The 14,233-nt window shown below is 58.8% G+C and carries 15 protein-coding genes and 1 tRNA gene; 10 read left to right on the plus strand and 6 right to left on the minus strand.

The genetic code is table 11. The features are described from left to right. Window positions 1-14: 14 nt before the first annotated feature. Complete coding sequence (locus QNI81_RS09010) at window positions 15-953, plus strand: tyrosine-type recombinase/integrase (protein WP_283966293.1); 939 nt, start codon at window positions 15-17, stop codon at window positions 951-953. 74 nt (window positions 954-1,027) lie between these two features. Here QNI81_RS09010 and QNI81_RS09015 read toward each other — a convergent pair. From QNI81_RS09015 to QNI81_RS09030, 4 genes are all read right to left on the minus strand, one after another. After that, window positions 1,028-1,102: transfer RNA gene (locus QNI81_RS09015), tRNA-Val, on the minus strand. Between the two features lie 19 nt (window positions 1,103-1,121). Next, window positions 1,122-1,562, minus strand: coding sequence for an HU family DNA-binding protein (locus QNI81_RS09020; RefSeq protein ID WP_283966294.1), 441 nt, complete (start codon window positions 1,560-1,562; stop codon window positions 1,122-1,124). Between the two features lie 606 nt (window positions 1,563-2,168). Continuing rightward, a complete protein-coding gene (gene lon, locus QNI81_RS09025; RefSeq protein WP_283966295.1) occupies window positions 2,169-4,577 on the minus strand; it encodes an endopeptidase La in 2,409 nt (802 codons plus the stop codon). Between the two features lie 313 nt (window positions 4,578-4,890). Next, window positions 4,891-5,991, minus strand: coding sequence for an alkene reductase (locus tag QNI81_RS09030; protein WP_283966296.1), 1,101 nt, complete (start codon window positions 5,989-5,991; stop codon window positions 4,891-4,893). A gap of 333 nt (window positions 5,992-6,324) precedes the next feature. On the opposite strand from QNI81_RS09030, the gene QNI81_RS09035 reads away from it, so the two are divergent. Both QNI81_RS09035 and QNI81_RS09040 read left to right on the plus strand, forming a co-directional pair. Further along, on the plus strand, window positions 6,325-6,834 hold the full coding sequence (locus QNI81_RS09035) for a hypothetical protein (protein ID WP_065330710.1): 510 nt from the start codon (window positions 6,325-6,327) through the stop codon (window positions 6,832-6,834). After that, on the plus strand, window positions 6,834-7,235 hold the full coding sequence (locus tag QNI81_RS09040) for a hypothetical protein (protein WP_283966297.1): 402 nt from the start codon (window positions 6,834-6,836) through the stop codon (window positions 7,233-7,235). Before QNI81_RS09035 ends, QNI81_RS09040 begins: the two co-directional genes overlap by 1 nt. A 126-nt stretch (window positions 7,236-7,361) precedes the next feature. Here QNI81_RS09040 and tgt read toward each other — a convergent pair whose 3' ends face one another. Further along, window positions 7,362-8,492, minus strand: coding sequence for a tRNA guanosine(34) transglycosylase Tgt (tgt, locus tag QNI81_RS09045; protein ID WP_283966298.1), 1,131 nt, complete (start codon window positions 8,490-8,492; stop codon window positions 7,362-7,364). Between the two features lie 70 nt (window positions 8,493-8,562). Here tgt and rimK point away from each other — a divergent pair, with 70 nt between their 5' ends. The 3 genes from rimK (at window position 8,563) to QNI81_RS09060 (ending at window position 11,230) form a co-directional block, all read left to right on the plus strand. Continuing rightward, on the plus strand, window positions 8,563-9,978 hold the full coding sequence (gene rimK, locus QNI81_RS09050) for a 30S ribosomal protein S6--L-glutamate ligase (protein ID WP_283966299.1): 1,416 nt from the start codon (window positions 8,563-8,565) through the stop codon (window positions 9,976-9,978). 92 nt (window positions 9,979-10,070) lie between these two features. Beyond that, the gene (locus tag QNI81_RS09055) at window positions 10,071-10,958 is read left to right on the plus strand and encodes an SPFH domain-containing protein (RefSeq protein WP_283966300.1); all 888 of its coding nucleotides are present in this window, start codon (window positions 10,071-10,073) and stop codon (window positions 10,956-10,958) included. Further along, complete coding sequence (locus QNI81_RS09060) at window positions 10,958-11,230, plus strand: hypothetical protein (protein WP_005618146.1); 273 nt, start codon at window positions 10,958-10,960, stop codon at window positions 11,228-11,230. The genes QNI81_RS09055 and QNI81_RS09060 overlap by 1 nt, the downstream gene beginning before the upstream one ends. A gap of 40 nt (window positions 11,231-11,270) precedes the next feature. Here QNI81_RS09060 and QNI81_RS09065 read toward each other — a convergent pair whose 3' ends face one another. Beyond that, on the minus strand, window positions 11,271-11,765 hold the full coding sequence (locus QNI81_RS09065) for a hypothetical protein (RefSeq protein ID WP_283966301.1): 495 nt from the start codon (window positions 11,763-11,765) through the stop codon (window positions 11,271-11,273). Window positions 11,766-12,047: 282 nt separating this feature from the next. Between QNI81_RS09065 and QNI81_RS09070 the strand changes: the two genes are divergently transcribed. From QNI81_RS09070 to QNI81_RS09085, 4 genes are all read left to right on the plus strand, one after another. Beyond that, the gene (locus QNI81_RS09070; RefSeq protein WP_005618150.1) at window positions 12,048-12,410 is read left to right on the plus strand and encodes an SUF system Fe-S cluster assembly protein; all 363 of its coding nucleotides are present in this window, start codon (window positions 12,048-12,050) and stop codon (window positions 12,408-12,410) included. A gap of 125 nt (window positions 12,411-12,535) precedes the next feature. Continuing rightward, window positions 12,536-12,889, plus strand: a complete 354-nt coding sequence (locus tag QNI81_RS09075; protein ID WP_005618153.1) for a HesB/IscA family protein — start codon at window positions 12,536-12,538, stop codon at window positions 12,887-12,889. A gap of 146 nt (window positions 12,890-13,035) precedes the next feature. Beyond that, a complete protein-coding gene (gene tpiA / locus QNI81_RS09080; RefSeq protein ID WP_283967878.1) occupies window positions 13,036-13,776 on the plus strand; it encodes a triose-phosphate isomerase in 741 nt (246 codons plus the stop codon). A gap of 89 nt (window positions 13,777-13,865) precedes the next feature. Beyond that, complete coding sequence (locus QNI81_RS09085; protein ID WP_283966302.1) at window positions 13,866-14,231, plus strand: VOC family protein; 366 nt, start codon at window positions 13,866-13,868, stop codon at window positions 14,229-14,231. The last annotated feature ends 2 nt before the right edge of the window (window positions 14,232-14,233 follow it).

Consider the following 14,233-nt stretch of genomic DNA (forward strand, 5'->3'; position numbering starts at 1 on the left):
CAGACGGAAAGCGAGTGCGTCGTAAACTTGAGGCACGCACCAGAAAGGAAGCAGAATCCGAGGCGATAGAGGTCTATCGCGCGGCCACATTCTCGAGCCGCCCCCAGAACCCGACTATTGCGCAAATTTGGGAAGCCTACCGGGAAGACCTCGAGGGCAAGCCCACGGCTGAGACGATGAAGTGGACCGGAAAAGCAATTCTGCCCCACTTCGGACACCTGCGCCCCGACAACGTGGTGAGAAAGACCTGCATCGAGTACGAGGCGCTGCGCCGCGCAGCAGGGAAGAGCCAAGGCACCGTCCACACCGAACTCGGCCACCTTCGGTCAGCTCTGAAATTCGCCTGCGACACCAGGATGATCGAAACCGCGCCGAAGATATGGCGCCCTGCCAAACCCCTGACAGACAAGCGCATCCTTTCCGCTGGTGAAGCTCGCGCACTGATCAATGGCGCAATTGAACCTCACATCAGGCTCGCTCTCACCCTGCTTCTCGGCACCGCAGGGAGGGTTGGCGCGATTCTGGATCTCACTTGGGACCGTGTAGATTTTGACCGGGGCACAATCAATCTGAGGCTCGAAGATTCCCAGACCAGGAAAGGCCGCGCCGTCGTGCCGATGAACCCAAGCACCCGCGCCGCGCTGGATGTGGCGTATCGAGCCGCCCTCTCGGAACATGTCGTCGAATATGCCGGCGGACAGATCAAGTCGATCCGCAAAGGGTTTCAAGGTGCGGTGACCAGGTCAAAGATCGGGCATGTCCGGATCCACGATCTGCGGCACACGGCGGCGGTAACGATGCTGGCCAGTGGTGTGCCGTTGGAAAAAGTGAGCCAAGTTTTAGGCCACAGCAACACAGCAATCACGTTCTCGACCTACGGTCGCTACCTGCCAGAACACATGACCGACGCCGTAAATGTGCTGGACTTTATGAACCTGAAGGCACACCGCTAGGTTCAAAGAACCAAGGAACACTTTGTACATTAGTGTCGAGATCTTATAAATCTCATTGTTTTCAAGAGGTAAGGTGGTGGGTGATAAGAGATTTGAACTCCTGACATCTTCGATGTGAACGAAGCGCTCTACCACTGAGCTAATCACCCGTGAGGCTGGTGTTTATCCTCAGCGCTCAGGCTTCGCAAGAGGGGTACTTGCAGTTTTTTGCTCCTGCGATGGCTTTTCGGCAATCGCAGGTTTACGCCGCAATTTGCAAATATGGATGCGCCCGTTTGGGGTATCCTTGCTGCGGTTTACGCGCAGTTTCCCCATCGGCTCCAGATGCAGCGGCCGTTTAGCGTCAATGGACTCACCAAGAACCGCCAGCATGGCCTCAACCACAGGTTTTGCATCGCGTTTTTTCACACCACTGCGCGCCACAACTTGGTCGATCAACTCCTTTTTGCGTAGCTCAAGAACTGGGGTTTGCTCCACAGGTGCAGAGGACGAATCCACCGCTGTTTCAACTGCAGATGTCGCAACCTCTACCTTTGGAGATGAGGGCGCAATGCGCGCGGTTCTGTGTTTCGGCCTCGGGCTTGCGGAGGGGGTGCGGGGTTTTGCCATGGGTCCTGCCTTTTGTTTTTCTGTGCTCGTCTCACCTGCGTGGATTTCGATACTCGAGCGCACGCAGATCACCTTCTGCGGTGAACCTAGCGCATAACCGGCAGAAAATCATGGAAAACCCAACATTCGGGGCTCTGCCCCTCTTGGCCTGCGGCCAATTCACCCCGGGATATTTTCAGTTAGAAGAAAAGATGAGAAACACCCCCCAGCTCTCTTCTAACTCCAAATATCCCGGAGCGCGAGGCAGAGCCTCGCATCCTGTTGCATAGCAAGCGGGCGCTGGGGTTGCTGGATTTTCAGGTTTCTGTGGCACAGTGACAAATGTCGCGACATGGCACCGGAATTGACACCTCCGGACCGGGATTTGCCCCCAGAGATCACCTCTCAACCAAAGGTACAGGGGGTCCGATCTGAAGACGTTATCCGGATCACGCGCGGGACAGGCCCGCGTGGATCAAACCCGCCTGCCCTCCCGGCGGCGCCGCCATCTGGTGCAAAACCGCGAAACCTAAGGATCGCACCGCACCCAACCCAACGACGCCCTGCATAAAGAAAGGGCGCCCCGAACCGGGACGCCCTGCATCACACTCAATACGCGACGGTGCTTTAGTGCGCCGTGGCGCCGCTGGCGTCTCCGCCTTTCAGCGCGGCGGCAGCGGCGGCGGCCTCTTCGGCCTCCTCGTCCCACTCGATCGCTTCGGGCTGGCTGACCAGCGCGTGTTTCAGCACCTCAGAGACGTGATCGACCGGGATGATGTCCAGCCCTTCTTTCACGTTGTCCGGGATCTCTGGCAGATCTTTTTCGTTCTCTTTGGGGATGAGAACGGTCTTGATGCCACCGCGCAGCGCCGCGAGCAGTTTTTCCTTTAGACCACCGATGGCCAGCGCATTGCCGCGCAGGGTGACCTCGCCGGTCATGGCGATGTCCTTGCGCACGGGAATGCCCGTCAGCACTGACACGATGGAGGTCACCATCGCCAGACCCGCCGAGGGGCCGTCTTTGGGCGTCGCGCCTTCGGGGACGTGGACGTGGATGTCCCATTTGTCAAAGCGTGGCGGCTTGATGCCCAGACGCGGCGAGACGGAGCGTACATAAGAGCTTGCCGCCTCAATCGACTCCTTCATCACATCGCCCAGTTTGCCGGTGGTCTTCATCCGACCCTTGCCCGGCAGGCGCAGCGCCTCGATGGACAGCAGCTCCCCGCCCACGGAGGTATAGGCAAGCCCGGTGACAACCCCGACCTGATCCTCCAGCTCCGCCAGACCGTAGCGATACTTCGCCACGCCGAGGAAATCGCCGAGGTTCTCAGGCGTCACCTTCACGCTTTCACGCTCTTTCTTGACGATAGAGGTCAGCGCCTTGCGGGCCACTTTGGCGATCTCACGTTCGAGGTTCCGCACGCCTGCCTCGCGGGTGTAGGTGCGGATGATCTCTGTGAGTGCTGCGTCGGTCAGCTCGAACTCCTTGGCCTTCAGGCCGTGGTTCTTCACCTGTTTGGAAATCAGGTGCTGCTTGGCGATCTCGCGCTTTTCGTCCTCGGTGTAGCCGGAGAGCGGAATGATCTCCATCCGGTCCAGAAGCGGGCCCGGCATGTTGTAGCTGTTCGAGGTGGTCAGGAACATCACGTTCGAGAGGTCATACTCAACCTCAAGATAGTGGTCCACAAAGGTGCCATTCTGTTCCGGATCAAGCACTTCGAGCATCGCCGAGGCCGGATCGCCACGGAAGTCCTGCCCCATCTTGTCGATCTCGTCCAAGAGGATCAGCGGGTTCGTGGTCTTGGCCTTTTTCAGCGCCTGAATGATCTTGCCCGGCATGGAGCCAATGTAGGTCCGGCGGTGGCCGCGGATCTCGGACTCGTCGCGCACGCCACCCAGGGAAATCCGGATGAACTCGCGACCCGTCGCCTTGGCCACGGATTTGCCCAGAGAGGTTTTACCCACGCCCGGAGGGCCAACAAGGCACAGGATCGGACCTTTAAGTTTGGCAGAACGCTGCTGCACCGCGAGATATTCGACGATGCGTTCTTTCACCTTTTCAAGACCATAGTGGTCCTTGTCGAGGATATCCTGCGCGCGGCCCAGATCCTTTTTGACGCGGGATTTGGTGCCCCACGGGATCGACAGCATCCAGTCGAGGTAGTTGCGCACAACTGTGGCTTCGGCCGACATCGGCGACATGTTCTTGAGCTTCTTGATCTCGGCATCGGCCTTTTCACGGGCCTCTTTCGACAACTTCGTGCCTTCGATCTTTTCTTCCAGCTCGGCAATTTCGCCGGCGCCATCTTCGCCGTCGCCAAGTTCCTTCTGAATGGCTTTCATCTGCTCATTCAGATAGTATTCGCGCTGGGTCTTCTCCATCTGCGTCTTAACGCGGGTCTTGATCTTTTTCTCGACCTGCAGCACCGACAGTTCGGACTGCATCAGCGCATAGACCTTCTCCAGCCGCTCGCTGATCGGCAGGGTTTCCAGCAGCTCCTGCTTGCGGTCCACCTCAATGCCGAGATGACCCGCCACGAGGTCAGCCAATTTAGCAGGCTCAGTGGTTTCACCGACGGCGGTCAGCGCCTCTTCGGGGATGTTCTTGCGCACCTTGGCGTAGCGCTCGAACTCATCACCGACGGTGCGCAGCAGCGCCTCTGTGGTGGTCACATCGCCGGGCATTTCCGACAGCGCCTCGGCGCGGGCCTCAAAGAAAGTGTCGTTGTCCAGAAACTCGGTGATCTTCACCCGCTGATGACCTTCAACCAGCACCTTCACGGTGCCGTCGGGCAGCTTCAGCAGTTGCAGCACATTGGCCAGCACGCCAGTGCGGTAGATACCATCCTGATCCGGATCGTCCTCGGACGGGTCGATCTGGCTGGACAAGAGAATCTGCTTGTCATCGGACATGACTTCTTCGAGGGCATGTACCGACTTCTCCCGGCCCACGAACAGCGGCACGATCATGTGGGGGAAAACCACGATGTCGCGCAGCGGCAGTACGGGGTAGGAGGAATTGAGAGGCTCTTGCATACTCGGTCCTTTTTCTTAGCAAGACGGCCAGGCCCCGTATGTTCGGCAACCGCGGTCGTCTCCTCACTCGGATTATTTATCTGGTCAGGCGGGTCGAGATATTCAACCGCCCTGCCTCAAACGTTGTCTACCAGAATGCCCCGTGCATGATCTGACCACAAGGGCGCAAATGGTGAAACGGTGAGCAAAGCCCTAACATCGTCAGCCCATGCCGTTCCGTCGCCAATAAGCGGGCGTAAATTGTCGTTGATCCGCAGGCGGATTTCCCCGCCTGCGTTAATAAAGCTAAGGTGATCTGGCCGAAGGTCGAGACCTATTCCGCCGCCTGAAGTTCCAGCGTCGGATAGTCGGTGAACCCTTTGTCACCACCGCCATAAAAGGTTGCTTGATCGCCTTCAGCCAAGGGGGCGTCCGCCTTCAGGCGCGCCACAAAATCCGGATTGGAGATGAAGGGCCGCCCAAAGGCCACCAGATCCACCGCGCCGCTTTCGGTCCGGGCCAAGGCCGTTTCGCGATCATAGCCGTTGTTGGCCATATAGGTTCCGGTATAAAGCTGGCGCAGGGTCTCGAAATCTCCTTCGCGCGCGCCGCCAGTGTCGCCTTCGATCAGGTGCAGATAGGCCAGACCATAGGTGTTCAGTCGTTCGATCACCGGGGTGTAATGGGCCACCGGGTCGCTGTCGGAGACATCGTTAAAGCTGGCAAAGGGCGACAGCCGCACGCCAATGCGCCCCGGCTCCCAGACGGTGGCCAATGCGTCCAGCACCTCAAACAGGAAACGCGCCCGGTTTTCTGCCGAGCCGCCATAGGCATCACTGCGGGTGTTGACCCCATCCTTGAGGAATTGTTCCAGCAAATAGCCATTGGCGGCATGCAGCTCGACGCCGTCAAATCCTGCCTCCTTAGCGTATTTTGCGGCCTGAACGTAATCTTCGATCACGCGCTGAATGCCTGCAACGGTCAGCGCCTCGGGCGTCGCGGTGGGTTCAAACCCGGCATGGGTAAAGGTCTGCGCCTCCGCCGCCTGATCGGTGGGGCCGACGGCCTTCACCCCCTCAGGCAGCAGCGAGTCATGGGTGATCCGCCCCACGTGCCACAGCTGGATCACGATCTTGCCGCCCTTGGCATGCACCGCATCAGTGACCTTGCGCCATGCGGCAGCCTGCGCGGCGGTGTGGATGCCGGGGGTCTGGATATAGCCTTTGGCCTCGGCGCTGATCTGGCTGCCTTCGGTGATGATCAGACCGGCGCTGGCGCGTTGGGCGTAGTATTCGGCGTGACGGTCGAGCACCTCTCCGGTGGTGTCGTCGGCGCGGTTGCGCGTCAGCGGCGCCATCACCACGCGATTTGTCAACTCAAGGGCACCGGCGGTGGTTGCGGCAAACAGGTTCTGGCTCACGGGTTTCTGGCTCACGGGGAGTATCCTTCGCTCAAAGTATCCAGCAACAGGAATGTTGCTCCACAAGAACTGAGCATCCCCCCTCCGCCTTTCAACCCTCCAGCAACGAGAATGTTTCGAAACTCCGAAAAACCCAGCGCAATCGCCCCCTGTGACCCGCACGCATGCAGGGAAATTACGGGGTGGCCAGGCCATGTTTCAATCGATGCGAGGGTTGCGTAGATACGCCGACACACGCCGCCTAAAATTTTATCACGTAATAGTGTTCAACCTGCTCATGTTTCGGTAAGAACCACTCGCCCCCTGCGAGAGGCACTAAAAACTTCAAATAACTACAGGTTTTGGGACATGAAGAAAATTTCACTCGTGGCACTGATGTGCACGCTGTCGGCATGTATGCAATATGAGCCGCTGGACACCCCGCCGGAGAGCGTGCGTTTTTCCAGCCGCATCGCACAACAAAATGTCAGCGAGTACGCCATTGTGGAAATTCGCACGTTGACGCAATCGGATGGAAAAACTGTCGAAGCCAAGGGTGTGCCCTGCACGATCAACGGTATCGGCTATAGCGCCGGGATTGTGAGCCCCGCGCGGGTCTCGTTGCCCACTTATTTGGGCAAAACTGAGGATGCCTCGGTGACCTGCCGTCTGAACGGTGCTGGTGTGAGCCAGAAAATTCCTGCCATCAACGCGACCGTTGAAAAAATCAACAGTACGCAATCCTCCGGTGGCGGTTTGGCAGGCGCTCTTGCCGTTGCATTGGTGAAGGGTGCGATCAAGTCTTCTCGCGACGCCACCAGTGACAAGTTCCGCTACCCGGACCGGGTCGAAGTGAACCTGCAGCCGGGTAAAAAGTGATGCGGCCAGCAATTTGGCTGATCGCTGCCGGTCTGGGGTTAAGCGCATGCAGCGCCCCGCTGCCCTTGCCGGAAGACGCACAGGCAATTGGTTTTCAAGGGGCTGCGGCTGAGCGTACAGAAGCCGTAGCCCTCCGCACCGCCTTTGCTGCCGACAGCGCCACCACTGAAATTGCGGGAGCCTCTTGCGAAGTGCAGCAGGGCGCGCGGCGTCAGAAGATAAAGACCCCGGCCAAACTCGCCTTTGCTGTGACACCCGGCATACAGGATTCTATCACCCTACAATGCACGGCAGTTATTGGTGCGCAGCAGCAAGCGGTGACACATGTGGTTCGGTTTGACAAAATCGCGAAACCGCAGGAACGCGCCTATCCCAAAACGATTGGCGTCATTTTCAGATAATCTTCGCAGCTCAAGGTTTCTGACAAACATAATAAACGCATCGCCACCCGGAGGTCTCGTGCGGGTGGCGATGCGATATCTGACAAACACTGCGCTCTCAGCTTCTTGCCCCGGCGAGGATCAGGCTCAGAGCGGTTCGATATCGCCTTGGGCGCGCATGTCGTGGAAATTCTTCTGCCAAGCGTCAAATGTGCCGGCTGCGATTGACTCTCGCATGCCAGCCATGATGTCCTGAAAGTAATGCAGGTTGTGCCATGTCAGAAGCATGCCGGAGATCATCTCGTTCGACCGGAACACGTGGTGCAGATAGGCGCGCGAATAATTGCTGCATGCCGGACAGCTGCAATTCTCATCCAAGGGACGCGGGTCGTCCTGATGGCGGGCGTTCTTGATATTGACCACGCCGTGACGAGTAAACGCCTGCCCCGTGCGACCAGAGCGCGAGGGCAGCACGCAATCCATCATGTCGATGCCACGGGCCACCGCGCCGACGATGTCGTCGGGCTTGCCGACGCCCATCAGGTAGCGCGGCTTGTCCACCGGCAGCATGTCGGGCGCATAGTCCAGACAGCCAAACATCGCTTCTTGTCCTTCGCCCACCGCAAGGCCGCCAACGGCGTAGCCGTCAAAGCCGATCTTGGTGAGAGCTTCGGCGCTTTCTTCGCGAAAATCCTGCTCCAGACCACCCTGCTGAATACCAAAAAGCGCATGGCCCGGCCGATCACCAAAGGCCTCGCGCGAGCGTTCCGCCCACCGCATCGACAGGCGCATGCTCTCGGCGATGCGATCCCGGTCAGCTGGCAGCGCGGGACATTCGTCAAAACACATCACGATGTCAGAACCCAAGAGCGCCTGAATTTCCATCGAGCGTTCCGGCGTCAGCTCGTGACGCGAGCCATCGATGTGGGATTTGAAGGTCACGCCTTTTTCGGTGAGCTTGCGCAGCCCCGCCAGCGACATCACCTGAAAACCGCCACTGTCAGTCAGGATCGGCCGGTCCCAATTCATAAACTTATGCAAGCCACCCAAGCGGTCGATCCGCTCGGCGGTGGGGCGCAGCATCAGGTGGTAAGTATTGCCCAACAGGATATCGGCACCGGTCGCGCGCACGCTTTCGGGCATCATCGCCTTAACGGTGGCGGCGGTGCCGACGGGCATGAAGGCAGGGGTGCGGATGTCGCCGCGTGGTGTATGAATTACACCAGTGCGTGCCTTGCCGTCCGTTGCTGTCATTTCAAAGTTGAAAAGCTCTGCCATCTCATGTTCCTGCGTCAGTCTGCACACCGCGAGGGCGGTGATTCACCCCTAATGCCAAGGAGGCGTCCCTATGTCCACAGATGACCCGAACCAGAACCTGCGTCTAGGTTGGGAGGAATGGGTCAGATTGCCCACACTTGGCCTGCCCGCATTGCGTGCAAAGGTCGACACCGGCGCACGGACCTCTGCCCTTCATGCGACTGACATTGAGACCTTTGGCCCCTCCAAGGCCCCCAAGGTCCGCTTTACCGTGCATCCGATTCCGGGGCGCGATGATCTGCTCATCCCCTGCTCTGCCGAGATCAAGGACCGCCGCGAGGTGACCTCCTCCAATGGGGATCGTGAGCTGCGCTATGTGATTGAAACCAATCTGGAAATCGGCGGGCAGGTCTGGCCGGTGGAGATCACGCTGACCGACCGGCGTGGCATGGCTCTGCATATGCTGCTGGGGCGGCAGGCGCTTACGGAGAACATCTCCGTGGTGCCGTCCGAGCGCTATTGCCAACCGGAGCTGGATTACTCCGTCTACACCACGCCCGCGATCCGCAAAAAGGCCCCGAACCGCGCGCTGCGGATTGCGGTGCTGAGCCGCGAGGACAATTATTCCACCCGCCGTCTGGTCGAAGAAGGCGAACGCCGTGGCCATTCGGTGGAGGTGATCGACACCTCGCGCTGCTATATGTCGATCAACGCGCTGGCACCGGAAATCCACTATGACGGCAAGCGCCTGCCCCGCTATGACGCGGTGATCCCGCGGATCGGGGCCTCGATCACCCAGTATGGTACGGCGCTGTTGCGCCAGTTTGAGACCATCGGCACCTATTGCGTCAACGGCAGCGCGGGCATCACCGCCAGCCGCGACAAGCTGCACGCGCATCAGATGCTGGCACGTCACAAGATCGGCATGCCCCCCACCGCTTTTGCCGCCTCGCCCAAGGACACCAACGCGCTGATTGATATTGTCGGTGGTGCGCCGCTGATTGTGAAGCTGCTTGAGAGCACACAAGGCAAAGGTGTGGTGCTGGCGGAAACCAAGAAGGCGGCGGAATCGGTGATTACGGCGTTTCGTGGCCTCAAGGCCAACTTCCTTGTGCAGCAATTCGTCAAAGAGGCCGCAGGCGTCGACATTCGCTGTTTTGTGGTGGGGTCCAAAGTGGTTGCAGCAATGAAGCGGTCCGGTGCGGAGGGCGATTTCCGCTCCAACCTGCATCTCGGTGGCAGCGCGGTCTCGGTCCGCATCACCAAGGAAGAGCGCGCAACCGCAATCCGCGCCGCGCGCTGCTTTGGCCTTGGGGTCGCGGGTGTCGATCTCTTGCGCTCGGAAACCGGGCCAAAGGTTTTGGAGGTGAACTCCTCGCCGGGTCTTGAGGGGATCGAGAAGACATCAAACAAAGACATCGCGGCCCTGATCCACGACGAGATCGAGACCAATGTGCGCCCCACGCCCCTGCGCAGCCGCAAGGCGCTGGGCGACGCCGCCGAATAACCCATGCGGTGAACGAAGACCCTTTCCCCTTGACGCTCCGGCGTTGAGGGGAAACTCTGCGCTCATTGTTGATTTAGACCCGGATTTTTCCCATGACAGAACAAGATATCATCGACGCCCTCTCTGGTGGGCTGCTCTATATCGTTGCCGCCCTCTTTGTGATCATCGTGATCTTCAAAGGGGTCCGCATCGTACCCCAATCGGAAAAATACGTGGTCGAGCGCTTTGGCCGCCTGAAATCCGTGCTTGGGCCGGGCATCAACTTTATCGTTCCATTTCTGGATGTTGTACGCCACAAAGTCTCCATTCTGGAGCGTCAGCTGCCCAATGCCAGCCAGGACGCGATCACCCGCGATAACGTGCTGGTCGAGATCGACACCTCGGTGTTTTACCGCATTCTGGAACCGGAAAAGACCGTCTACCGCATCCGCGATGTGGATGGGGCGATTTCGACCACCGTGGCCGGGATCGTGCGCGCCGAGATCGGCAAGATGGACCTCGACGAGGTGCAATCCAACCGCTCGCAGCTGATCGGTGAGATCAAGAGAAGCGTGGAGAGCGCGGTGGACGATTGGGGCATCGAGGTGACACGCGCCGAGATCCTCGACGTGAACCTCGACCAAGCCACCCGTGATGCGATGTTGCAGCAGCTCAATGCCGAACGCGCCCGCCGCGCGCAGGTGACCGAAGCCGAGGGCAAGAAACGCGCGGTCGAGCTGGCCGCCGATGCTGAGCTTTATGCAGCAGAGCAAACCGCAAAAGCGCGCCGTATTCAGGCCGAGGCCGAAGCCTTTGCCACCGAAGTTGTGGCCAAGGCGATTGCCGAGAACGGTCTGGCCGCAGCGCAGTATCAGGTGGCGCTCAAACAGGTCGAAGCCCTCAACGCGCTGGGCAATGGCGATGGCAAACAGACCATTATCGTGCCAGCACAAGCCATTGAGGCCTTTGGCGATGCCTTCAAAATGCTGAAGGCGAAGTGATGGGGGCGCTCTGGTCACTGTGGTGGGTCTGGGGCGTGATTGCCTTGGGCCTTGCCATCATTGAGATCCTGCTGCCGGGGTTTGTCTTTCTTGGCTTTGCCATTGGCGCGGCAGCGGTTGCGGTGATCCTGCTGACACCATTGAGCCTCACTTTACCGGTGCTTTTGCTGGTCTTTGCGGTGCTGTCACTGGCAGCATGGCTGATCCTCAGACGCGTCTTTGCCCTGCCCAAGGGTCAGGTGAAGACCTTCGACACCGATATCAACGACTGAGCAACATATGAGCGCCGAGGGAACGCCTCGGCGCTTTTGATTACTTCACCATCAGCGCTTGCACCTGTTGTTGATAAAGAAGCGTGTTCACCTGATTGAACAGCTCAAACCCGTCCCAAAACAATATCGCAGCCAACGACAGGCACACCGCCGACACACCTAGCATGACCAACAATAAGTTGGTTTCTACTGACATCTTCAACACGGTTTTGACCCGCGCGGGTGTTTTGGCTGCAATCCAGTTGGTCATTGCGATCATCCAACTGGGCCGTGGGTCATTTTCATGGGTGTCCGGCAGCTTGTAGTGCTGCAAATAGACCAATGCCGCGTAATAGATCCCAAAGCCCAAGAACGGTATCGCCGCAAACCACCGGATTAGCATTGCAGACATATGCGGCTGATCCGCCGCACCGGAGAGCGCGTTTAAAACAACGGCTGAAACCGCGCCGAGGGCGTAAGTCAACCACTTCGCAAACATCATTTCTGGCTTATTTTCTACAACCGCTATTTTCGGGGCAATAACCTGTTCAGTCATGTTCAAAGTCTCTCAGTGATATAGGTTTTATTGAAATTCGATTGGTCACACCACTCCGCGCAGGGCGTTGGTTTTTTCAGCCTCGAATGCGCAGCATCTGTTATCAAGGTGAGTTCTGAAACATTCGCATCACGTGCCGGAGTGTGATACCCAACCGGAGGCTCGGCAGCGTATCCTGCACCCAATCTTGGCCATCACAACAGTCTTCGAAAACGCCACGCTCTCTGGACCCGGCGCGCTCGTTTCCCTATATAAAACCTCAGATAACTGACCGAGGCTTGAATGACCGACGCATCCGAACCGCTTGAAGGCACCCCGCTGATTGCGCCCTCCTCCGTGTCCCACTCGCTCTATGAGCCGGTGGTTGATGCCTGCCGCACCGTCTTTGACCCGGAAATCCCGGTCAACATCTACGATCTTGGCCTGATCTACACGGTTGATATCACGGATGAAAACGATGTGAAAATCATCATGACCCTGACCGCGCCCGGCTGCCCAGTCGCAGGCGACATGCCCGGCTGGATCGTTGATGCGGTGTCCCCCGTGCCCGGCGTCAAAAGCGTCGATGTGGAACTCACATGGGAGCCACCCTGGGGCATGGACATGATGTCGGATGAAGCCCGGCTGGAACTCGGGTTCATGTAATCGAAACCCTGCGGTCGCAGTATCGTGATCGCAGGCCAGTCGGCCCCACCCTGTTGCCAGCCGCCCCTTGATGGGCCGCAGCGGACCACTTAGGTTACAGGGTAACACATAACGGAGCCTTCCTCATGTTCGCCATTCCCGGCAAGCAAGCTGTCACCATGACCCCCCGCGCCGCCGCGCAGATCTCCAAGCTGATGGAGAAAGCGGGCCATGCCGGTCTGCGCATCGGCATCAAAAAAGGCGGCTGTGCGGGCATGGAATACACCATGGAATATGTCGATGCCGCCGACCCCAATGACGAGGTGGTGGAACAGGACGGCGCGCGGGTGCTGATTGCGCCGATGGCGCAGATGTTCCTGTTTGGCACCGAGATCGACTATGAGACCACGCTGTTGGAGTCGAGCTTTAAGTTCAACAACCCCAACGTCGCTGAGGCCTGCGGTTGCGGTGAATCGATCAGCTTTAAGGTCGGCGAATAACCCCCGAACAGCACTCATATTCCGCATCAAAAGGGTGGCCATGCGCCGCCCTTTTTTGATGTGGGGTGCGGCGATGATTGCCCGTCTCGCGCCTCGGTGCTACCACCAATGATGACAGTATTATGCAACAAGATATGGGGGGCGACATGGCGCGCAAACTCGCGGCAGGCAATTGGAAGATGAACGGCACCGGCGACAGCCTCGCAGAGCTGGAAGCGCTCGCCAAGGGGGATCTGCCCAAAGGCGTGGACGTGTTGATCTGCCCCCCCGCTACGCTGATCTCCCGCGCGGCCGAGCATGCGGACAAGATCGCCATCGGTGGGCAGGATTGCCACGCGGCCGCATCCGGCGCGCATACCGGGGACCTGAGCGCCGAGATGCTGCGCGATGCGGGGGCGTCTTATGTGATCCTTGGCCATTCCGAACGTCGCGCCGATCATGGCGAGAGCGACGAAATGGTGCGCGCCAAGACCGACGCCGCCCATGATGCCAATCTGGTCGCCGTGGTCTGCATCGGTGAAACCTTGGAAGAACGCGAGGCGGGCTCCACCCTGCAGGTGGTGGGCATGCAGCTGGCAGGCTCCCTGCCCGATGGTGTCACGGCACAAAACACTGTTGTCGCCTATGAGCCGGTCTGGGCCATTGGCACCGGCAAAGTCCCCACGCTGGAGCAGATTGCAGAGGTGCATAACGCCTTGCGCGACGCGCTGGTACAACGCTTTGGCAATGCGGGCGCGGATGTGCCGCTTTTGTATGGCGGATCGGTGAAACCCGGCAATGCGGCAGAGATTTTTGCCGTCTCAAACGTCGACGGCGCGTTGGTGGGTGGGGCCAGCCTGAAGTCCGCTGATTTTGCACCGATCATTGCGGCGCTGGCGGCCAGCTAAGCGCTCATATTTCCGCAAAATTATCGCAAACGGAGCCCTCGGGCTTTGTTTGAGATACTGCCGAACCCTTTATTTTCAAAGAGAAACCCGTGCACATTATTGCCCACGTTGAAATTCCTGTACGCGACCTCGCGCGCGCCATGACATTTTACAGCACCGTATTTGAAATCACATTTTCCGACATCACCAGCATCCACGGCAACCGTATGGCCTTCTTTCCCTTCACCGAAGGACAAGACGGGGCCAGCGGGGCCTTGGCAGAGGGGGAGATCTATGTGCCCACACATCAGGGCGCGCTGCTCTATCTCAGCGTGAACGACATCGACGCGGTGCTGAAACGCGCAACACACCTTGGCCAGCAGATCCTCCTTCCAAAGACCGCTTTGGACGATGGTGGGTTTGTTGCGGAAATCGAAGACAGCGAGGGTAACCGCATCGCCGTTCAGATGCTGTAACC

Origin of the sequence: Tritonibacter sp. AK171, from assembly GCF_030127025.1 — a bacterium.
GTDB lineage: Bacteria > Pseudomonadota > Alphaproteobacteria > Rhodobacterales > Rhodobacteraceae > Epibacterium > Epibacterium mobile.